Origin of the sequence: Acidisoma sp. L85 (assembly GCF_009765865.1) — a bacterium.
Lineage (GTDB): Bacteria > Pseudomonadota > Alphaproteobacteria > Acetobacterales > Acetobacteraceae > Acidisoma.
On the sequence record NZ_LMUQ01000049.1, the window covers coordinates 17,658 to 39,417 of the forward strand.

General features: G+C 58.5%; 19 protein-coding genes. 15 read left to right on the forward strand and 4 right to left on the reverse strand.

What is annotated here, in order from left to right; genetic code table 11:
• Positions 1-63: 63 nt before the first annotated feature.
• Entirely contained in the window at positions 64-855 is a 792-nt protein-coding gene (locus GSQ83_RS14250) for an iron-sulfur cluster assembly protein (RefSeq protein WP_158803545.1), read from the reverse strand.
• A complete protein-coding gene (locus tag GSQ83_RS14255; protein ID WP_254065690.1) occupies positions 842-1,987 on the reverse strand; it encodes an amidohydrolase family protein in 1,146 nt (381 codons plus the stop codon). Before GSQ83_RS14255 ends, GSQ83_RS14250 begins: the two co-directional genes overlap by 14 nt.
• A gap of 43 nt (positions 1,988-2,030) precedes the next feature.
• Here GSQ83_RS14255 and GSQ83_RS14260 point away from each other — a divergent pair, with 43 nt between their 5' ends.
• Positions 2,031-3,422, forward strand: coding sequence for an FAD-binding oxidoreductase (locus tag GSQ83_RS14260; protein ID WP_216850190.1), 1,392 nt, complete (start codon positions 2,031-2,033; stop codon positions 3,420-3,422).
• Positions 3,423-3,444: 22 nt separating this feature from the next.
• On the forward strand, positions 3,445-4,161 hold the full coding sequence (locus tag GSQ83_RS14265) for a FadR/GntR family transcriptional regulator (RefSeq protein WP_158803546.1): 717 nt from the start codon (positions 3,445-3,447) through the stop codon (positions 4,159-4,161).
• A 316-nt stretch (positions 4,162-4,477) separates the two neighbouring features.
• Here the strand turns inward: GSQ83_RS14265 and GSQ83_RS14270 are convergent, their stop codons facing one another.
• Positions 4,478-5,362, reverse strand: a complete 885-nt coding sequence (locus tag GSQ83_RS14270; RefSeq protein WP_158803547.1) for an AraC family transcriptional regulator — start codon at positions 5,360-5,362, stop codon at positions 4,478-4,480.
• 109 nt (positions 5,363-5,471) lie between these two features.
• Between GSQ83_RS14270 and GSQ83_RS14275 the strand changes: the two genes are divergently transcribed.
• The 13 genes from GSQ83_RS14275 (at position 5,472) to GSQ83_RS14335 (ending at position 20,581) form a co-directional block, all read left to right on the forward strand.
• Positions 5,472-6,896: an arabinose isomerase gene (locus GSQ83_RS14275; protein WP_158803548.1), complete on the forward strand. Its 1,425-nt coding sequence runs from the start codon at positions 5,472-5,474 to the stop codon at positions 6,894-6,896.
• Between the two features lie 37 nt (positions 6,897-6,933).
• Positions 6,934-8,325 carry a sugar isomerase gene (locus tag GSQ83_RS14280; protein WP_158803549.1) on the forward strand — a complete coding sequence of 464 codons (1,392 nt, stop codon included), beginning with the start codon at positions 6,934-6,936 and terminating at the stop codon, positions 8,323-8,325.
• Positions 8,326-8,390: 65 nt separating this feature from the next.
• The gene (locus GSQ83_RS14285; protein ID WP_158803550.1) at positions 8,391-9,416 is read left to right on the forward strand and encodes an alcohol dehydrogenase catalytic domain-containing protein; all 1,026 of its coding nucleotides are present in this window, start codon (positions 8,391-8,393) and stop codon (positions 9,414-9,416) included.
• 160 nt (positions 9,417-9,576) lie between these two features.
• Positions 9,577-10,542 carry a substrate-binding domain-containing protein gene (locus tag GSQ83_RS14290; RefSeq protein WP_158803551.1) on the forward strand — a complete coding sequence of 322 codons (966 nt, stop codon included), beginning with the start codon at positions 9,577-9,579 and terminating at the stop codon, positions 10,540-10,542.
• A gap of 151 nt (positions 10,543-10,693) precedes the next feature.
• Positions 10,694-12,262: a sugar ABC transporter ATP-binding protein gene (locus GSQ83_RS14295; protein ID WP_158803552.1), complete on the forward strand. Its 1,569-nt coding sequence runs from the start codon at positions 10,694-10,696 to the stop codon at positions 12,260-12,262.
• Positions 12,263-12,273: 11 nt separating this feature from the next.
• On the forward strand, positions 12,274-13,263 hold the full coding sequence (locus GSQ83_RS14300) for an ABC transporter permease (protein WP_158803553.1): 990 nt from the start codon (positions 12,274-12,276) through the stop codon (positions 13,261-13,263).
• 36 nt (positions 13,264-13,299) lie between these two features.
• Positions 13,300-14,358, forward strand: a complete 1,059-nt coding sequence (locus GSQ83_RS14305) for a zinc-binding dehydrogenase (RefSeq protein ID WP_158803554.1) — start codon at positions 13,300-13,302, stop codon at positions 14,356-14,358.
• A 35-nt stretch (positions 14,359-14,393) separates the two neighbouring features.
• Positions 14,394-15,581: an aldo/keto reductase gene (locus GSQ83_RS14310; protein WP_216850192.1), complete on the forward strand. Its 1,188-nt coding sequence runs from the start codon at positions 14,394-14,396 to the stop codon at positions 15,579-15,581.
• Positions 15,578-17,140 carry a sugar ABC transporter ATP-binding protein gene (locus tag GSQ83_RS14315; protein WP_158803556.1) on the forward strand — a complete coding sequence of 521 codons (1,563 nt, stop codon included), beginning with the start codon at positions 15,578-15,580 and terminating at the stop codon, positions 17,138-17,140. Before GSQ83_RS14310 ends, GSQ83_RS14315 begins: the two co-directional genes overlap by 4 nt.
• The gene (locus GSQ83_RS14320; RefSeq protein ID WP_158803557.1) at positions 17,137-18,123 is read left to right on the forward strand and encodes an ABC transporter permease; all 987 of its coding nucleotides are present in this window, start codon (positions 17,137-17,139) and stop codon (positions 18,121-18,123) included. The genes GSQ83_RS14315 and GSQ83_RS14320 overlap by 4 nt, the downstream gene beginning before the upstream one ends.
• Positions 18,124-18,203: 80 nt before the next feature.
• A complete protein-coding gene (locus GSQ83_RS14325; protein ID WP_254065707.1) occupies positions 18,204-19,112 on the forward strand; it encodes an ABC transporter permease in 909 nt (302 codons plus the stop codon).
• A gap of 39 nt (positions 19,113-19,151) precedes the next feature.
• Entirely contained in the window at positions 19,152-20,156 is a 1,005-nt protein-coding gene (locus tag GSQ83_RS14330) for a substrate-binding domain-containing protein (RefSeq protein WP_158803559.1), read from the forward strand.
• A 191-nt stretch (positions 20,157-20,347) separates the two neighbouring features.
• Entirely contained in the window at positions 20,348-20,581 is a 234-nt protein-coding gene (locus tag GSQ83_RS14335; protein WP_158803720.1) for a dihydroxy-acid dehydratase, read from the forward strand.
• A gap of 48 nt (positions 20,582-20,629) precedes the next feature.
• Here GSQ83_RS14335 and GSQ83_RS14340 read toward each other — a convergent pair whose 3' ends face one another.
• Positions 20,630-21,568, reverse strand: a complete 939-nt coding sequence (locus GSQ83_RS14340; protein ID WP_216850196.1) for a Gfo/Idh/MocA family protein — start codon at positions 21,566-21,568, stop codon at positions 20,630-20,632.
• Positions 21,569-21,760 lie beyond the last annotated feature (192 nt).

Consider the following 21,760-nt stretch of genomic DNA (forward strand, 5'->3'; position numbering starts at 1 on the left):
TTGAGTCTTTTGTTCTTGAGCCGATCATTGTGCCGAGGCTGCCGCCGCTACTCTATCCGCTTGTTACGGCTCCGCCTCTTGCTCACGATCCTCGGGGCGGCATCCCGGCGCGGGATGGGACTTCCGCGCGGAGAGGTACATCCGGCACATCTCCGCATTCGCTTCCGCCGCGCTGCGGACCCGTCTTGCCGCGCGCAGGTGGTCGGCGTACGTCGCGGAAGACACCGGTAAACCGGAGAGGGTCGTAAAAGCGCGGGCATCATCCTGCACCGATCCACCATCATGCAGGCGCATGCCGAGATAGCGCAGGGCCAGTGATCGGATTTCCTGGTCGTCATGGTCCAGAAGTCTACGAAGGCCGCCCATCGACAGCTTTAGTGCGTCCTCAATGCCCCCTCGCTCAGCTAGTAGGCGCAGCAGGCGCTCCTGCCGGCCCAGAAACGCCTTCTGACCGAAGACCCTGCGGATATCGTCGAGACCGGTTTGTGCCTCGCCGACGAAAACTTCTGAGAAGCCCTTTCGCGCCGAAACGCCTTGATTGATCTTCTTGGAAGCGAAGTGATCGACAAGCGTGATGGTGGCTCCCCGCACCCAGTGAAGATGTTCCAGCGCGGCCTTCATGTCCGTTGCCATCAGGAAGGCAAAATTCGCTGAGCACCAGTAGGTGGGAAGGCGAAGTACCACCTCAACGTCATCCGTGCGGAGCGTGACACTTTCGATGAAACCCATATCAGTGACGGGTTCATCTAATTCCGGATCAAGCACATCACCTAGCGCCGCGATGACCTCAGCGTGACGTTCTTCCCCCAGGTCAGGCACGAGTTCCGCAGTTTCGCGCGGCTCAAGCGCTTGCACGGATTGCGCCCCCCGGCTGAACGTCGGATTGACCGAGCAAAACCTCGCCATCTTCATGGTGGGACGCGGCCATGCTCGGCAAGCGGCACTCCAACGGCACATCGAGGTCGTAGAGCCTGGCAGCGTTCAGCCCCAGGACCTTCCGCTTAACATCCAGAGTCAGCTGGGTTTTCGCCTCCTGCGCCATGTCATCAGGAAATTCATAGGCCATGAACTTCTCAACGATCCACTTGGGACTTGTGATTCCGTAGTCGGATCCAAAGAGGAGCCGATCGGGGCCCAGGAAAAAGAGTAGGTCCGCCATCATCTGCGCGAAATACTTTGGCCGCGCGTGAATGAAGGACGGAATGAGCGCCAAGCCGCCATAGACGTTAGGCTCCTGGCCTGCGATCCAGCAGAAGTCATCGATGCGCGGCATGCCGCAGTGATCGACAATGAAATTCAGATCTGGAAAGGCCGTTGCAACATAATCGACATCGCGGACATCGAAAGCGTCGAGGTTGAGCGGATGAATGGTCGGACCCTTGTGGATGTGAACATTCTTGATGCCGAGTTTCAAGCATTTTTCCATATACGGGGCAACAATATCGTCACGCAACGTATAGCCTTTGGACTCGCCGTTCCATTCTGCGGTATAAAGTTTTACACCCTTAAGGCGATACTTCTCAAAATCTGCCTCCAATGCGTCCAGGCCTTTCTGCCCGTCGCGTGGATCAAAACGGCCATTGAGGACCACTTTTTCGGGATAAGCGTTCTTGAACGCCGAGCACTGCTCGATCGTGTTGAATCCCTCGACGTAGAAGTCGCGAAGGTTCGTCGGCAGCATAATGGCCGCGTCAACGTAGCCGTCCACGAACAGATCCTTGGCCGCGCCCTCTATCCCGTAATAGCAGAAGCGATCGAAGTTCCAGCGCTGCTCGTCCGGTGTCATCCCGACATGGGAACCCCAGAAGCTTTCGATGAAGGTCAGGCCATAGCGATTGCGGCGGTTCTCAGGACGCGCATCCCAAAGATGGATGTGCCCGTCGACCACGAAGACCTTCTGACCCGATTCGGTGACATACATTTCGCTCTCCCGGCGGTCGGCCGAACCTTTTTGGCTCTTCGTTCTTGATTCAACATGCCATGCCATCCTAATGTCCTACAACTAAAAAATCCCGGAGAGGGCAAACACCGTGGATGCGCTGACAGGCCTACTGGGTGATGAGGCCACTGTCGTTCCGATCGCCGATCGTGCGCGGTATCTCGCGGATTGGTCGCGCGACCTCAAAGGATTAGCGCGTACGGTTATCCGTCCTCGGTCGGCGGCCGAGGTCGCTCTCGTGGTCCAAGAATGTTTGGCGCGGGGCCTTCCAATCGTGCCCCAAGGCGGCCATACGGGCCTCGTCGGCGGCGCGACGCCCTCGGGCGATGGAACCGAGGTCGTGATAAGCCTAGAACGCTTGAATGCGATCCGGGAAATCGACGCAGTCAATTTCTCTATGATCGCGGAAGCGGGATGTATTCTCCAAAACATCCACGCCGCGGCTTTGGCGAGGGACTGTCTGTTTCCGCTCCAGCTTGGCGCTCAGGGCTCATGCCAGATCGGCGGTAACATTGCCACCAATGCCGGTGGCATCAATGTTATCCGCTATGGCATGACCCGCGATCTTGTCCTGGGGCTGGAAGTTGTGCTGCCGGATGGCCGCATCTGGAACGGACTTCGCAAGCTGCGCAAGAACAACACGGGCTACGATCTCAAGCAAATATTCTTGGGCTCCGAAGGAACGTTGGGCATTGTGACAGCAGCATGCCTCAAGCTGTTTCCGAAGCCCAACCAGACTGAGACTGCCTTAGTTGCGGTCGGATCACCGCAGGCAGCCATCGCGTTGTTAGGGCGCGCCAGGCGCGACCTCAGCGACCTTCTCTCAGCCTTCGAGCTTTTGCCGCGCCGCGGGGTCGAATTAGCACTCGGCGTAATGCCGGGTTTGCGCGATCCGCTCCGCACACCATCACCCTACTACATACTGATGGAAACCTCGGCCAGTGGCCTAGTGGATCTGAGATCCCTGATCGAGCAGTTTCTCGGAGGCGCCATGGCGAGTGATCTTGTCAGCGATGGCACGATCGCGGCGAATGTTGCCCAAGCCTCCGAGTTCTGGCGCATCCGCGAGGGCATGATCGAGGCGCAGGTGCAGCGCGGCCGCCACCTGCGGACGGATGTCTCGGTTCCGATCTCGTCTATAGCTGCTTTCCTTGAGACGGCAGATGCAGACCTGCGTCGGATCGGGCCTGATGTCATACCCATCGCCTTCGGGCACCTCGGCGACGGCAACATCCACTTCAACGTCATCCCGCCTGCGACGCTAGATGAAAGCGCCAAGACCACGCTTCTGCGTAGTTGTGAGAACATCATTTTCGAGATCGTCGACCAGCTGGGCGGGTCGATTAGTGCAGAGCACGGGATCGGCCGGGTCAAGCGTGACGCTTTTCTCAGCCGCTCGACGGCGCTCGACACCACCCTGTTGCGTGGCATCAAGAAGGTCTTCGATCCAAGCGGCCTGATGAACCCAGGTCGAATGGTGTGACCGAGGCCGAGACAAAAAATCCATGAAACTCGACACGCTTGACCGCAGGCCCTACCTACCCTCGCGTGTCGTACAGGCGATCCAGCGTGAGATTATCGAGGGCCGCCTCAAGCTCGGCGATCGGCTGCCGGGAGAGCAAGTCCTCGCCGGCAGTTTCGGCGTCAGCCGCAACGTAATTCGTGAGGCCATCGCACGGCTAAGATCGGACGGCGTCGTTGAATCGCGCCAGGGTGTCGGCGCCTTTGTTGTTCGCGATGCGGCAATTCCGAGTTTGCATATTGATCCTGAGATTATCAACGATCGAGCGCTCTTTAATGACGTCTTCGAGCTGCGCGGCATGCTCGAAACTCGCGCGGCGGGTCTGGCGGCTAAACGCGGTTCACCCCAGCAGCACGCCGCGATCACCATCGCCCTTGACCACATGCGAAAGGAATGGAACGGCGATCTAGGGGTGGATGCCGACCTCGAGTTTCATCGAGCCGTCGCGTCTGCGACCGGCAATGACTATATCGCAAAGGTGGTCAGCTTCGTCTCCGAGCACATGCGCGAAAGCATATTCGCTACCCGCAGGAGGCCGGGCGCTGAGGTGGAAGCGATCATCCGGATAACAATCGCCGAGCATGAAAAGATTCACGACGCGATCCTTGGACAATCTCCCGCAGAGGCGCGCGAAGCCATGGCCCGGCACATCATGAATGCGGCGGCAAGGGTCGGCCTGACGCTTGTCCTAGATGAATGATGGAGATCGCAAACCCCTCGCGGCCTGCATCGGCTTGGCCACGAACGCCTCTTTTACAATGATAAGAGCCTCGGGATCCAGCACGGCCAGATTGGTTCTCTCTACTGCCCCACACAAGCTGGGCCGATTTCCGGGACGTACGTCCTGTCCAATACTTAAGGACAGCGAGACCCTGCCATCGGCTCTCGCCTGACGGAAACGGTTCTTGGGAAGCCCTGCCACCGGACATCCGGATTAAACGCCGATAAACGCTCTTTAGAAGCTTCGGCTTGATCAGGTCGAGCTCGCTAGCTCGCGGCGGCCCTCGCAGCTCTGCTCACGACCCGGCGGGATGTAGATGCGCACGCCAATTTCGAGGAGACGTGCCGTACAGCTCATTGAACTGCCGAGAAAAATGGAACGCCGAGTTAAAACCTAAAATGGCGGCGATTTCCTTAATTGACTTGTTGGTATTTGCCAGAAGATCCTGAGCACGCTGCATTCGAATAGTGATTTGATAACGCTTTGGACTGATTCCCGTGTGCTCTTTGAACATTTGACGAAAGTGTGAGTAGCTGAGGTTCAGTTCGCGCGCCAAAGTCTCCGGTCTCTCGGGGTCCGAGCACCGAGAATGCATATTCCGGGTGACTTTTTGGATCAGAAAGGAGTTGTTTCGGGCGGACGACTCGGCGCTTTTAGCTAGATGAGCAAGAAGCTGAAGACCGAGGGTCGCGAGAACCGGCTGGTTCGCATTTGCGTCTGCCCGGGCGAGATGATGGATTGTCTCAAATGCGCCGTCTATATCGGCATTTGAGCGATAGACTGGGTCAGGTCCAACAAGACCGGCCTGGGCTGCAAAGTCGAATGCTGAGCCTCGACACTCGATCCAATGCTCAGTCCATCCAGTTCGGTCGTCGGGTGAGTACCGGTGCCAAATCCCTGGCATCAACAGCATGATGCTCCCCGCCGAGATTTCCATCACGGAGTGTGCGGGTCCATATTGCAGGCGTCCACGCCCCGCGCTCACCAAAATTATCTGGTATGCCTGCAAGATGCGGCCTCGTTCCCAATCGAAATGATGATCATCTGGATGACGAACTGGCGGATAGACCATGCCCGGCTTGATCTCGGTGTAACCGGAGGACGACGCGGTGCAGCCCCAGGCCGCGCAGAGCCGATTCTCCGAGAGATAAACGAAATAGTCTTTCCCCTCTGCACCCATAGCCGCCTACCTGGCAATTTTTATATGTTTCGCGCTAACTTCTATATGTAAACGGGCTATTCCCCCAGAGATTAATCAGCATATTATGGATGAAAATTGGAGGAGCGTCATGCAGCCGACGCGCATTGGCCTGTTCGGGATTGGACTTGATACCTATTGGCCGCAGTTTTCCGGTCTAAAAGATCGCCTGGACGGGTACTTGCGGCAAGTTGCTGGGATACTGGAACGGCCGGGGATCGAGATCGTCAATTTAGGATTGGTCGACAATCCCGAAAGGGCAGTCGAGGCTGGCCACCAGTTCCGGCAGGCTGATGTCGATATCATCTTTCTACACGCCACAACCTATGCACTCTCCTCTACCGTGCTGCCTGTTGTGCGCCGCGCCCGAGTGCCGATAATCATCTTGAACCTATCTCCAGAGAGCTCGATCGACTACACGAGCTTCAACGCGCTGGGGGATCGCTCCGCTATGACTGGGGAGTGGCTTGCGCACTGCGGCGCATGTCCCGTGCCAGAAATCGCTAACGTCTTCCTACGCGCCGGCATCCCCTTTTACCAAGTCACCGGAAAATTGCACGATGATCCCGCATGCTGGCAGGAGGTCGATGACTGGATTGAAGCCGCTCGTGTTGCTTCGGTCATGTCCCACAACCGGCTAGGCCTCCTCGGTCACTACTATAGCGGGATGCTCGACATCTACTCCGACGTCACATTGCAGTCTATCGTCTTTGGCACTCATATTGAGTTTCTCGAGGTAGAGGAGCTGACAGCACTCAGACGCACGGTGAGCTCATCGGACATACAGGACCGTCTCGCAGTTTTTGCGCAAGAATTCGATTTACAACCAGATTGTTCGCCTTCTGATCTCGAGGCTGCTGCGCGCACCTCCATTGCCCTTGACTGTTTAGTAGACCGTTACTCCCTCGGATCCCTCGCCTACTACTACGAAGGAACTGGCAATCCAGAGAATGAAACTGCGATCGCCTCGATTATCCTCGGCAACTCCTTGTTAACGGCAAAAGGCGTTCCTGTTGCCGGCGAGTATGAGGTAAAAAATGCCCAGGCCATGAAAATCATGGATAGCTTCGGTGCGGGCGGCTCATTCACAGAATACTACGCCGTCGATTGGGATGCCGATGCCGTCCTGATGGGGCATGATGGACCTGGACATATCGCCATTGCGGAGGGTCGCACAAAGGTACGACCGCTCTCAGTTTTTCATGGGAAGGTAGGGAAGGGATTGTCGGTCGAAATGTCTGTCAGGAGCGGTCCCGTGACCCTTCTGTCGATCGCTGAAACGCCTCAAGGTCGGTTGAAGTTTGTGGTGGCCGAAGGCGAATCAGTCGATGGCCCAAAGTTGGAGATCGGCAACACCAACAGCCGGTATCGGTTCCCTCGCGGCGCTCGCAATTTCATCGAGAGTTGGAATGCCCAAGGTCCGGCACATCATTGCGCCGTCGGGGTCGGTCGCCTCGCTTCAAAAATCGAAAAACTAGGCAAACTCATCGGCGTGGAGACTGCTCAGGTTTGTTAGTCGAAATCACAGGCCCAATAATGGTGGCGGAGGTGTCATGAGCCCAAATATCGGACTCTTTGCGGTAGGACTCGCCGCCTATTGGCCGCAATTCCCAGGCATGCGGGATACACTTCTACAACACCACGAGCTTCTGGCCGCGAAAATGCCGGAGGGCGCGGTCGTGCGCGGCGGCATGATCGACACAATCGAACATGCCGGCGCCACTGCCGCAGTATTCTCCCAGCACAGGATCGATCTCCTGATCTGCCACCTTTCAACCTATGCGAGTTCGGATTGCCTGCTCCATCTCCTACAAACCATGCAGGGCGTTCCCGTCCTGCTCATCAACGCACAAGCCGTCCCCGCTCTTCTGCTAGCCGAGGTGAAGGGCATTCAGGACTGGTTAGGCGCCGGCTGCACTTGCGCCGGACTTCCCGAGTTTACGGCGGTGTTACGACGTTGCGCGCAGCCGTTCGCGCTTCTTACCGGCTATCTTGACGGAGATACTGCATTCGATGTTGAACTGCGGGAGTGGTGCATGGCAGCGGTCGCCAAGGCTCGACTCATGTCTGGGCAGATCGGCATGCTGGGCCGGCCCTACCCAGGTATGATGGATCTCAACCTTGACGAGACTCGCCTGCTACGCCGGTTCGGCTCACAAGTGCTCCATTTAACGTGGGAGGACATCGAGCAACGCCTTCGAGGAGATCTGACTACAGATGCTTTAGCGTCGGCAGGTGACCGGATCCACGACATCTTTGAGGTAAACCCTGCCGATGACGTTCGAGAGGTCGCGACGGTTTTGCTCGCAGTGGAGAGCCTCATTTACACGCGGCAGCTGATCGCCCTCGCTAGCCATTTCGAAACGACGCCGTCCGGCGACCTCGCGCGAATACTGAGAGTGTCAAACCCCGTGTTCTCGGTGCTTATGCGGGATGGCATCGCATGCCCCGTGGAGGCAGATGTCAAAACTGCTATCGCCATGACGCTGCTCAAGTCAATCGGGGGTAGCGCCACTCTTGCCGAGCTCTATAGCATGGACTTCAATGATGATGTCTGCCTCATCGGCCATAGCGGGGCTGCCGACCCCGCTATCTCGGAGAGCAAAGCGCGGTTGAAACAGGTCTCGGTCTTTCATGGCAAGCCAGGCAGCGGATACGTCGCCCAGTTCGATGTGCGACCAGGCCCCGTAACGCTTCTTTCGCTCACCGAACGTGAAGCTGGTTGCTATATCTTTGTCGCTGCGGAGGGAGAAGTCGAGGCCGGGCCGACGTTGCAGCTCGGCGATACTAATGCCCGCGTTCGCTTCAAACAAGGGGTGCGGCATTTTGTAAACGAGTGGTCGGCGACCGGACCGACCCACCATGCTGCTCTCGGCTTAGGTCACCACGTATCCGCATTGCGCAAGATGACCACCCTGTTCGGGGTGGAGATCGAGGTCATATAGCCTTGGTTGTCGCAATTTATGATGTGCCTTTCGGAGCGAGTTAGGGAAGACAATTGGAGGTCTAGATGCGGCGCAATAGCGAGACAATTCCTAAGACTATGCGTGCCCTCATACTCAAGCGCAGGGAGCACTTCGAGTTCGCCGAACGCATGGTCCCGGTGCCGAAGGCTGGAGAAGTGCTACTGAAGATCGGTGCGGTGGGGATCTGCGGTTCGGACAAGCACTTTTATTTTGATGGTCGGTGCGGCAGCGAGATTGTTACTTCCCCGGTGGTGCTCGGGCACGAATTTGGCGGTCGGATTGTGGCGGTTGGCGACGGCGTGGACGCCCAGCGGCTGGATGATCGTGTGGCAGTCGAGCCGCTCATGCCGACCCCGGGCGACCCCTTTGTTCTCGAAGGAAATTACAATATATGCCCTACTCAGAAATTCTTTGGCGTTCCCGGAACCGATGGTGCGATGCAGCAGTATCTCTGCGTTCCATCGCAAAATGCCTTCAAAATTCCCGATAGCGTGAGCGACAACGCAGCGGCCATGGTAGAGACCATCTCCGTCGCCCTGGCAGGTGCGGAGAAGGGTGCTATTCATCTCGGATCGCGCGTATTGGTGACCGGCGGCGGCCCAGTCGGACAGTTCGCGGTTCAAGTCGCACGAGCCGCAGGCGCGACAGAAATTGTTGTGGTCGAGCCCCATACAGGGCGCCGCCAACTCGCAGGAACCTTTGGCGCTCGGACCACGAGCAACCTGGCCGATGTGGATGAGCAATTCGATGTTCTTATGGAATGCTCCGGAGTAGAATCCGTCCGCCACGACGGCTGTCTGAAAGTTAGATCAGGGGGCCGCGCCGTATTGATCGGCGTCGGCGCGCAGGTCGCGAGCCTTCCCATGTCTGCGATCATCGAGCGTGAAGTGACTATCCATGGTGTAATGCGGTATAAGTTCACATGGCCTACAGTCATCGCGGCGATAAAAAACGGGCAGATCGATGCGGACTCGCTCGTCAGTCGAGTGTTGCCCCTTTCCGATGCCCTAGACGGCTGGCTCAAGCCGCTACCGGATGAGATCAAGACCATGATTTGCATGAATCCTTAGCCGAATGCTGGGGCATGGCGCGTTGTTCTACCAAGCCATGCCCGCATACCGAAGCAGAGCAGCCGCTGAGGAGCAGGGCTCATTCGACGAGCCGTTTGTCTCTTTGAGGTAAGGAACATGTTTGAAGCGGCAAAACCGCCAACAAGTAGGGAGCAGTGTTATGAATCGTCTTATTCCAACAGTGGCGTTGGGGTTTCTAGCGATATCAACATGTATCGCTCAGGCAGCCGAGACCAAGATCGGGGCGATCTACCTCGACTCGCAGGGATTCTATGCGGGGGTCCGAAAAGGAGTCCAGGATGAAGCCGCAAGCCAAGGTCAAAAGATTGATCTCCTGGAAACAAATGCGGGTGGCGATGTTTCAAAAGAGAGCGCCTTCGTTGACACGCTCATAGCGGCTAACGTGAAAGCCATCATCCTCTCCGCCGTTTCGGCGGATGGATCTGTGCAAGCTGTCCGTCGGGCGTCTCGCGCTGGTATTCCGGTGGTTTGCTACAATACCTGCATCGAACCGAACGCTATGAAGAAATATGTTGCGGCGTATGCGGTGGGTGATCCATTCACGTTTGGAGAGCGCTTGGGCGGTGCTGCCGCGGATTACTTCGAGAGCGCCGGGAACAAAAACCCCACCTTCGCCGTGCTCAACTGTGAATTCGTCGAGGTTTGCGTGCAACGCCGCAAGGGCTTTGAGAAAGCCCTGATGGGGCGGCTGTCGGGGGCGAAGATCGTTTCGAACCAGGAGGGTACCGTTCTCGACAAGGCAATGTCGGTGGGCCAGACCGTGCTTACGGCTAACCCCAATCTTGATGCATTCTTTGGCGAATCCGGTGGCGCGACGCTCGGCGCTGTTAAGGCGGTCCGGAGTCAGGGTCGTGTTGGGAAAACGGTCGTCTTCGGGAGCGATATGACTTCGGATATTGCTCGGGAATTGGTCAGCCACGAAGTCCTGAAAGGTGAGGTTGACGTTTCGGGTAAAACTATTGGGCGCGCTGCATTTAAGGCGGCTCTGCTGGCCCTGCAGGGGAAAGAGGGCGCCGCAACCCTAATTCCCGTACCAATTGATCTTTATACGACGCCTGCCGAAGCTACGGCTTGGCTCGAAAGCCACAAAGATGGCTTGCCATAAGAGGACACCGACGCTCGGTATGGCCGATTTTGTTCGTTTGCCCGGATGATCATGCCTGCGGTGAAAGGGCTGTATTGCTCGCAACCCAATGGATGTTTCGCCGGGACCGGCGCCCACAGCGCAGCATTGTAACCGGAGTGGAATACGGCCCATGACCGGAGCCCAGTTGCCAGTTGCTGAACTTCGCTCGGCAACCAAACGATATCCTGGCGTGATCGCGCTAGACGAGGTCGATTTCTCCGTGATGCCCGGGGAAGTCCGCGCCGTTCTTGGGAAAAACGGTGCGGGAAAATCGACGCTCATCCGCCTGCTCACGGGTGCCGAGTCCGCGGACTCTGGCGAGGTCTTGCTCAGCGGCAAGCCTTTTGTCGAGTTTGGTCAAAGGCGGACCCGGGAAGCGGCGGAGCGCGGGCTTCGAGCCGTCTACCAAGAACTCAGCCTCGTTCCGAGCATGACCATAGCGGAGAACATGTTCCTTGGTAATTGGCCGCGGCGTCGGCGCGTGCTCGATCATCGGGCGATGGCCGAGCAGGCGCGAGAAGCCCTGCGCCGGCTGGGCTTGTCGCTCGATCCCCGGCTACTCACCGGCACCTTAGCCCCAGCGGCGCGACAGATGGTGGAGATCGCCCGGGCCTTTTTGGGTGTCCCTCGTCTGGTCATTCTCGACGAGCCGACGAGTTCGCTCGCCGCCGCTGAGGTCGATCAGGTCTGCAACGCGGTGCGTGAGGCGGCCGCCGCTGGCGCTGCGGTTCTCTACGTGAGCCACCGCATGAGCGAGATCCGCCGTCTGGCCGATACAGCAACAGTGATGCGGGACGGGCGCGTCGCATCAACCCTGTCCGTTGCGGGGGCGAGAACTCTGGCCGATACAGCAACAGTGATGCGGGACGGGCGCGTCGCATCAACCCTGTCCGTTGCGGGGGCGAGAACTGAGGATATCATACAGATGATGTTGGGCCGCGTCGAGCAGGCGCGGCCGGCGCATACTTCTGCCATTGGCAAAACGACGCTTTCTGTCGAAGGGATCGCAATGCCGCCAAAGCTGCGCAACATTACCTTCGATCTGCACGCGGGCGAGGTGCTAGGGATTGCCGGCCTGCTCGGCTCTGGGCGCACCGAGCTCCTTGAGATCGTCATGGGACTACGGCTCCCGAGTGCAGGCAGCGTCCGGGTCCGCGATGAGAAGATCGCCAAACCCAGTTACAAGGGTATGATGCAGCGCGGGTTCGGCTATACTCCAGAAAGCCGCAAGGAGGACGGCATTGTCCCCCTTCTCGGCGTCGATGAGAACATTGTGTTGACCGACTTTTCCCGCGTGACCCGAGGCGGCGTCCTGTCCTCAGCCGCAGTCGAGAGCGCGGCGCGGACAGTGGTCGAACGTCTTCACGTCAAGACTGCTCGTCTGGAAACGCCAATCGTCACACTTTCAGGCGGCAACCAACAAAAAGTAGTGATAGGGCGCTGGATCCACGCCGGCTCACGTATCCTGTTGCTCGATGAGCCGACGCGCGGCGTGGACATTGAAGCTAAGGCTCAGATCTACGATATCATCCGCGCGCTCGCAGCGGAGGGGCGCGCCGTCCTGTTCGTGTCGAGTGAAATCGAGGAACTCGACCAGGTCTGCGACCGTGTCCTGGTGCTGCGCGACGGTGTGATGGCCGAGGAACACATCGCTCCGTCGATCGATGCGGAGCGGTTGCTTGCCGCATGCATCGGCTGAGAGAAATAACGATGAGTGTACCGACTGTATCCCCGAGGGGCGTCGCCGAAACGCGGCGGATGTTAGCGGGACATATGAACGAGCTGGGCTTGCTCGCAATCATCGTAATTCTCTATGGCGTGTTTGGCGCCCTGTCCCCAGGCTTCTTGAGCGCCAACAACCAGGTGAACATCCTGCGTGACGGCGCGACCATCGGCATCGCCGCTTGGGCGCAGACCTTGGTGATCGTCGCGGGCGAGATAGATATCAGTGTCGGACCCATGGTTGCATTTATAGCGGTCATCATGGCGTTTCTGATGAAAGTGCCTGTGCCGCTGCCTTTTGCCTTGATCGGCGGTGTCGTTCTCGGTCTATGTCTCGGCAGTCTGGCAGGCGTGTTACGCGCGATCTTCAGCGTGCCGTCCTTTGTGGCGACGCTGGGATTGTGGAGTGCGCTGCGTGGCCTCGCACTGTTCATGACAAATGCGCTTCCCGTAACCTTCGACGACAACGACACGCTGGACTGGATCGGCGACAACGTCTTCGGCCTACCGGTCTCCGCAGTTGTCATGGTGATCTTATTCGGAGTCTTCGTGTTTGTCTCTCGGAAGACTGCTTTCGGCCGTTCCGTCTATGCGGTTGGCGGGAATGCCAACGCGGCACATCTATGCGGCATCAACGTAACGCGTATTCGTATCCTCGTCTTCGCGATCTCGGGGTTGATGGCCGCGATCACGGCCATCATGCTGCTGGCGCGGCTGGGCAGCGGAAATGCGGGGGCGGCGTCCGGCCTGGAGTTTGACGTGATTGCGGCCGTTGTCGTGGGGGGCACATCCCTTTCGGGCGGCCGCGGTTCAATGCTGGGCACCCTGCTCGGCGTCCTAACAATTACAGTGATTGGCGACGGGCTAGTGCTGTATGGCATAAATTCATTCGTGCAGGACGTTGTGCGCGGCGTCATCATCGTGGTCGCCGTACTTCTTAACGTCGCGGCCTCGCGCCGCTCTGGTCGGCATGTCTGAATTGGATTCGCCGATGCAAGATAAGGGCTGACGCTGATGAGCAAGATGCTCGCTGCCTACCTTCCTGGCAATTCGACCGTTCAGCTAAGGGAGATCATGATCCCTCAGCCTGGAATCGGCCAAGTGCTGCTCCGCATGCGTGCTTCGGGAATTTGCGGCAGCGACATTCACTATATCTACCACGAGCATAAGGGTGGCGAGGCTGCCGCCGCCTATCGTGGCGTCGTCGCTGGCCACGAGCCAAGTGGCGAGGTCATCGATTTGGGTCCCGGCTGCCGCCATTTCAAACACCACGATCGCGTGGCAGTGTATCACATCAGCGGCTGCGGGTTCTGTCGGAATTGCCGCAAGGGCTTCCAGATCAGTTGCACGGATCCACAGCGGGCAGCCTATGGCTGGCAGCGCGACGGCGGCCATGCGGAGTATCTCTTGGCCGACGAGCGTGACTTAGTTCATCTGCCGCCCAGTCTGACTTACGAGGACGGCTGTTTCATTTCCTGCGGCGTCGGGACCGCCTACGAAGGCATCCTCCGTGGTGGCGTCTCAGGAAGCGATCGTGTGCTCGTCGTCGGGCTGGGTCCGGTCGGTATGGCGGCACTGCTGCTGGCAGGCGGACGTGGCGCAAAGCTCCGCATCGGAGTCGATATCGAGGCGGAGCGCATCGCCACGGCGAAACGGCTCGGCATAATCGATCACGGCTTTATCGCCGGCGCCGACACGCTGGCGCGGATCCGCGAAGTCACGCATGGGGGAGCGAATGTCAGTCTCGATTGTTCAGGAAGCTCGCTCGGCCGGCTGCTCGCGTTACAGGCGACGCATGAATGGGGCCGCTGCGTCTATATCGGCGAAATGGGAGATGTGCATTTCAACGTCAGCGAGGACTTGATGCATATGCAGCGCACGCTGATCGGGTCCTGGGTCACCAGCTTGCACAACATGGACCAATGCTGCGAGGACCTAGATGACTGGGGTCTCCAGCCGCATCGTATAATCACCGACCGTTTCCCCCTTTCTCAGGCTGCCGAGGCCTACGCACTAACCGCGAGCGGCCGCGCCGGCAAAGTCATTATCCAGTTCGATGATTTTAGCGCTTAAACGGTAGCCGGGATTTTTTTCTGGTTGAGAGCTGATTGCCGCATCTCCCACTCGCACACAGCCGCAGCGACTTCATCTGGCTCCAATTCTCCACGACTAAGCCGCTTGAATCTTGCCAAACAGGTCTCTGTCTGACAACCTGCAAAGCCACGCGACCTAAGGTTCAATTAGAAAAGTCAATCAGTTCCGAGGGAGTTGACCTTATGCCGCTGGATTTCGAGCGTCGCCGCATTGGCAAGACGTCCCTCTCGGTTCCGGTCCTCGGCTTTGGCTCGGCACATCTGGGAGAGTTGTATGGTCTTGTAACCGAAGCGGACTCGCTAGCGACGATCGACGCAGCTTGGAATTCGGGCATTCGGCTGTTTGACACGGCACCCTTTTATGGGCTCGGCCTTGCGGAACACCGTCTTGGCTTCGGGCTGCGGCATCGGCCACGCCGTGACTATGTGTTGACCACCAAGGTCGGGCGCGTACTAGAACGCCCTTTTGACCCGCCCGCCTTCAAGTCCGCGATGTGGAAGGGTGGCCTGCCGTTCCAACACCGCTTCGACTACAGCTATGATGGCTTCATGCGTTCGTACGAGCAAAGCCTGATGCGGCTAGGCATAAACACAGTTGACGCGCTGGTCATCCACGACCTTGACAGCCTGTTTCATCAAGAGGAAATCGGCCACCATAAGCGCAGTCTCGTCACCTCCGGAATCAAGGCCCTTGAGGAGCTGAAGCGGCGGGGAGAGATCAGCGCGATTGGGATGGGCGTCAATACTAAGGAAGCGTTCGAGACGATCGCTCCTATCGTGGACCTCGATTTCGTTCTGGTCGCTATGCCCTATACGCTGATCGATCAGGCGAGCCTTCATACCGGGATGGCTGAATGCGTGAAACGTGGCGTCAGCGTATTGATTGGTTCGCCTTTCGCATCGGGCATTCTTGTCAGTGATTCCGGCGCTGCCGCGAAATATGCCTATGCCGACGCGCCGGAAGATGTGCGAAGAAGAGTCAGAGAAATAGAGGCGGCCTGCCGAACCCACAACGTGAAGCTCCCCGCTGCGGCATTGCAGTTTGTTCTCGCACACCCGGCCGTCGTTGCCGAGATTCCCGGAGCGGTAAAACCCAGCGAGGTCGAACAGAATGTCGCGTCCTTTATGGCGCCAATCCCGGCCGACTTTTGGGTGGATCTCAAATTGCAAGGGCTCATCGATAGCGACGCGCCGGTCCCATGAGCGCCTCTACTCAATCAATCGGTGGCCAAAGCGCCGCCGACCGAGCCATTCTCCTATCGGCGCGCGGCATCACCAAACAGTTCGCCGGTGTGGAGGTGCTTCGCGACGTCGATCTAGACCTGTATGCGGGCGAGATCCACGCCCTTCTTGGGGAGAACGGTGCGGGCAAATCGACCTTTGCCAAAATCGTCGCCGGCGTTCACCGTCCCAGCCGGGGCGTTCTGCTCCTCAACAATGCGAGGATTGAGGTGCTTAGCCCGCTGGCGGCACAGAAGCTCGGCATTACCCTCATACACCAGGAGCCGATTTCGTTTCCGGACTTGTCCATATCGGAAAATCTTGCCCTCGGTAGGGACGACGGCAAGCCACTCGGCCGCGTGCGATGGGCCGAACTGAAGCGCGAGGCCAACAGTTTGATGGCGCAGCTCGGAATCATGATTGACGTTACCAGGCCAATGCGGGGACTTTCAATCGCCGACCAACAGATGGTGGAAATCGCGCGAGCGCTGGCCAGCGAAAGCAAGCTCATCATCATGGATGAGCCTACGGCGCCGCTGACCCCAAAGGAGGTCGAGACCCTTTTCGGCATCTCTCGGCAACTTAGAAATGAGGGCCGCTCGATCGTCTTCATTAGCCATCGGTTGGAGGAAGTGCGAGCGCTCTGCGACCGCGTTACGATCTTTCGCGACGGCAATAAGATCGCCACTGAGGAGACGAAGAATCTTACGGACGCTGAGATCATCAGGCTGATGATCGGTCGCGAGGTGAAGGGTTACATTCCCAAGCACAAAACGACGGTTGGCGAGGTTGCGCTCGCGGTCGAGGGGCTGACACTGCCCGGTCGGTTCGAAAATATCAGCTTTGAGATTCGCAAAGGTGAAATCGTCGGCCTCGGCGGACTGGTCGGCGCCGGGCGGACAGATGTCGCACGGGCGATCTTCGGGGTCGCGCCGGCTGCCTCTGGAACCATCGCTGTTAACGGTCAAGTGGTGGAAATCAGGGAGCCAGCGGATGCGGTGGCACAGGGATTGGCCTTTGTCCCCGAAGATCGGGCCGTAGCGGGCATATTCCGCACGCTGCCCGTCTCGCAAAACATCACGGCCGCGGTGCCTGAAATGATTGCGCCAAAGGGTTTCATACGACACGGGTTGGAACGCACGATCGCCCTGGACTCGGTCAAGAAAATGATGATCCGTCTTGTTTCTCCTCGTCAACCCATCGGTGAACTTTCGGGTGGAAATCAGCAAAAGGCGATTCTCGCACGTTGGCTGCTGACGGACCCGAAGATACTGATTCTGGATGAGCCGACGCGCGGTGTCGATATCGGCGTCAAGGCTGAGTTCTACGAGATGATCGGCGCGCTGGCGGCGTCGGGGCGAGCGATCCTCCTCATCTCCTCGGAATTGCCCGAGCTGCTTGCACTGAGCGATCGGGTTCTGGTGATGTCGGAGGGCCAGCTCACCGGCGATTTTGCCCGCGGTGACGCAACCGAGGAGAGCGTGATGCATGCGGCCGTGCCTCGCCGCAAAGTTGTAGGCGACGCCCAGGCAGCCGCATGACGATTATCGCTCTCCTAAGGCGTCGCGAAGCCGGCATAATTGTAATGATCGTCATATTTTCGCTGTTCGTTGGGGTGCTTCAGCCGCGCTTTCTTACCTCCGAGACGCTGAGGATCGTTTTACTCGCTGTGCCGCTGGTCATGATCGCGGCGATGGGTGAGATGATGGTGATTGTCGCCCGGCATGTCGATCTCTCCATCGGTTCTATTCTCGGCTTTTCCTCGATCGTCGCGGGCATGTTGTGGCGCGATCACCCCGGTTTGCCAGTCCTTCTTGGCGTCGTTGCGGCACTGGCAACGGGCTCTGCCCTAGGACTCGTAAACGGGCTGGTGGTGACGATCTTCCGGTTGCCGTCGATCATCGTGACACTGGGAACGCTCAGCCTCTACCGGGGACTACTATTCTTCTACTCGGATTCAAGACAGGTGGATCCGCAATATATCCCACGCGACATTATCGGAATGAGCCAAACCTCTCCGATATTTGGAATTCCTTGGATCATCATCGTCGCCTGCGTCATTGCGTTGGCAACCTATTTCTTTCTGGATCACACACGCCTCGGCCGACAGATCTATGCTATCGGGTCCAACCCAACCGCGGCGCCGCTGCGCGGCATTCGTGCTGCTCCCGTTACCATATTGGTTTTCGTCATCTCTGGTGCACTGGCCGGGGTCGCGGGAGTACTGTACGCGTCACGCTTCGGCTACGTGAATCCGGGCATCACTGGTGTCGGTTTCGAGTTCACGGTCATTGCTCCTATCGTCATCGGCGGCGTATCGATAAATGGGGGCGTCGGTTCCGTCGGGGGCACGGCCCTCGGCGTACTTCTGCTCGGTGCGGTAAGCGTGGCATTGCCCGTCCTGGGAGTGTCGGGGTTTTGGCAGAACGCCATCTATGGCGCGGTGATTCTCTTCGCGCTCGTGATTGACCGTAGCGTTCGCCAGGGCGGGCTCAAGGGTTTGCTGGCGAGGGACGCCGCATGACTACTAACCTGCCTCCCTCAGCGTCTTCACAGGATGCGTCCAAGCCACTCTGGCGCGCTACTCTCATGCGTCCAGAGACTATGACTTTGGTCCTCCTGGTCGCGGCTATTATCGTCGGTTCGCTGTTGTCACGGTTCTTCGACTCACTGAGCTTCATTCTTGAGAGTGCGACCTATTATTCCGAATTCTCGATCGTCGCATTGGTTCTAACCCTTGTGATCATATCCGGCGAGATCGATCTATCGCCGGCCGCTATGATGGCGCTATCTGCTTGTCTGTTCGGGTCGGCCTTTCAGGCGGGCGTGCCAATTGGCTTGGCGATGGTTATTAGCATCGTCTCTGGCGTCGTCATGGGCGCTTTCAACGGCTTTATGGTGCTTTGGCTAAGACTGCCATCTCTTATGGTGACCATCGGCACGCTCACCATGTATCGGGGCCTCGCCCAGATTCTTGCCGGTGACAGGTCGATCAGCAAATTCCCGACCTGGTTCGTCGGTGTAGATTACCGCGAGCTCTATGGCGTGCCAATACCGGTGCTCATTTTCATCTTCGCCTCGATTGTCCTTGCGGTGGTCCTCGGCACGACAATCTTGGGTCGCCAAATCTATCAGATCGGCACGAGCGAGGTCGCCGCGCGTTATGCCGGCATCAAGGTAAGGCGGATAAAGTTCATGCTGTTTGTGAGCATGGGCGTCGTGAGCGCGATCTGCGGGCTTATCGCCACATCGCGGCTTGCGTCTGTTCGGTACGATCTGGCCTCAGGCGGCGAGCTTCAAATGGTCTTGATCGTAATGCTCGGTGGGACTTATATCTTCGGCGGGCGCGGCACGATTCTTGGAACGTTCATAGCCTCCTGGCTGCTTGTTATCATAGCGACTGGTATGACAGTCGCCGATATTCCGGTGACCTACCAACTGACCGTGATGGGCTTATTGCTGATCGTGTCAATCATCTCTACTAATTTGATCTACTCTCGCAACCAAGCATAGCGGGCGCTGCCGGGGCTCAGCATGTAACAGGAGGGACTTATGTTCAAAAGATTAACGCAGCTCGGACTTTCGCTGGGACTCGCGGTAGCGGGCGCGGCTGTTGCTCACGCTGCTGATAAGGTTTCCATCGTCTACATCCCAAAGAACACTGGCAATCCATACTTCGATTCGCTCGAGAAGGGCTTTCAGGACGGTTGTGCCAAGCTTGGCTGCACTTTCGACGCTCAGGCCCCCGCTACGGCTGATGCGACTTCCCAGATCCCGTTCATCACAGCGCAGACGCAGCGCGGCGTCAGCGTGATCGCGATCTCGCCAAACAGCCCGGACGCCCTCAACCAAGTGCTCGACCGCGCACGGGAGCGCGGCATTCTTGTACTCGCAGTCAATGGCGATCTTGTTGGAAACCTTCAACATCGCGATGCCGGTATTCTTCCGGTCGACTTCACCAAGACGGGCCCTGGGCAAGTGGAGCTGCTTGGTTCTGAGATCGGCTATAAGGGGGACATCGCCATTCTCTCAGCCACGACCGATGCGCCCGACCAAAATACCTGGATCGCGGCGATGAAGGATGTGCTCGCCCATAATCCTAAATACGCTAAGATGAAACTGCTGACGATCGCTTACGGTGATGACGATCCGCAGAAGTCGACCACCGAGATGGAAGCGCTGATTCAGAAGTATCCGACTTTGAAAGGAGTAATCTCGCCTACGACTGTGGGAGTGGCGGCTGCGGCGCAAGTCATTGAGACCGCCGGCAAAGCGAAGCAGATCACGTTAACCGGCCTTGGGACACCGAATCAGATGCGCCCCTTCATCAAGGACGGTACGGTGCACGCGATCCAGCTCTGGAGCCCTTACAACGAAGGACTTCTCACGGCTTATTTCGCCGTAGGCGTGAAGAGCGGCGCGATCAAGAACTCGCCGGGCACGACATTTGAGGTCCCCGGCCTTGGCACGGTTACCATCGGGCCGGATCATATCATCAACACCCAAGCCGAACTTACGACATTCGACGAAAGCAATATTGACAAGTATAATTTCTAATAAGTGGAGGTGGGGTCGTCACGAAGCTAGTTATCTAATGGAGCCAGATCATCACGGGCGACGTCGAAAAGCCGCCGCCGGCCCAGCCACGGCCGGTCCGGCGAAGCGCGATTACGATTGGCGATTTATCATCCTTGGATGATCTCGCCAATCGCATCGACCATCCGGATCTCGGCGCGTGCGCCGACGATATGCTCGTGTTGAAGAATATCGGGTCACGCGGTGAGTCCGGCATGCCGGAAGCGGCTTATTGCCGATCCCAAAAACTCCCGCGCGCCAGGGTCAAAGACATGCTGAGGATCTGCGATGGCCGCATCAGCGGCACGGCGTTCGGACCGATCGGGCCGCATAATACAACAAATTCGTCGCGCACGCTGCCCTCAGTTAGACTTAGATGGAGACGACACGCGCCTCAGCCGCACTGACGCGTGCGGCGTCGAGGACGGCGATGGTGGCAATCGCTTCCTCGGCACTTACCGGCGGCGGCCCCCTTCCCGGACCGCTTCGGCAAACGCTTCGTAATAGTCGTGATAGCGGCCTTGCTCGGATGGTATCCGCTCGTTCCCCGCGGCGGTTCGCAACGTGCCCCAAAGTTCGGGTTTCTCGAATCCCCAGCCCGCGAGGTCATCCGCCGGACGACGGCCCGCAAAGATCGCCTGCGCCTGCACGTCCGTTCCCGATGACACGTAACTACCCGCCTCGCCATAAGCGCGGAACTCGCGGACTGCGAGGTGGTTGAGCTTGCTGCACGACAAGTGGGACCGGACGCCGCTTTCATGCTGGAGCGCCAGCACGAACCCTGCGTCGGTCGGTCCCTCCGGGCGGTCGACAACGTCCAGCAGAGCGTAGACGGAGGTCGCACGCCCGAGCAGCCACAGGATCTGGTCAACGAGATGGCTCCCGACGTCGCGGAGTAAGCCGCCAAATGGCCCCGCCTCCAAGGTGTTCGGGTCGTCGAGATCGAAGCGTGAATGAATGCGCCAGATTGCGCCGAGACGCCCTCCGTCCAACACCTTGCGCAGCGTTTGGACATCGGCGTCGAGCCGCCGGTTATGGAACACGCTGAGGACCACGCCCTTGGCTTTCGCGGCCGCGTCGAGCTCCCGGCCGATTGCCGCATCGGGGGCAAAAGGCTTGTCGGCGATGACCGGCACACCCGCCGCGATCGCCTCCAGCACCAAGGCCCGTCTTGTTTGGGGCGGCGTTCTGATCGTGACCGCATCGACGCCGGCGTCGAGCATCGCCGTGAGACTTGGATAGATGCTCACGCCCGGCAGGTCGCTCTTCGCTCGTTCGACCGTGGCCGGCGCCCGCGCCACAATGCCGGCAAGTTCGACCCCTCTGGCCGCCTGGATGAAGGGCACATGAAAATGCCGCCCCCCGGTGCCGTATCCGACAACCCCGATCCGCATCGCGCTTCCCTCTGGTTTCGATAGGCGCTTCCCTCGCCGCTTAAATTCTCGGGGAAACCGAGCCCATCGCATGATCATTGGTCAACAGCTACTCCAACGTTCTGGCTCCAGCGCTTCCTAGCGGGGCTTGCTATCATTGTCGGCATGCTGAACGCGCGTCCGCGAATTCGACCGTCATCAGAGAAGAAGACT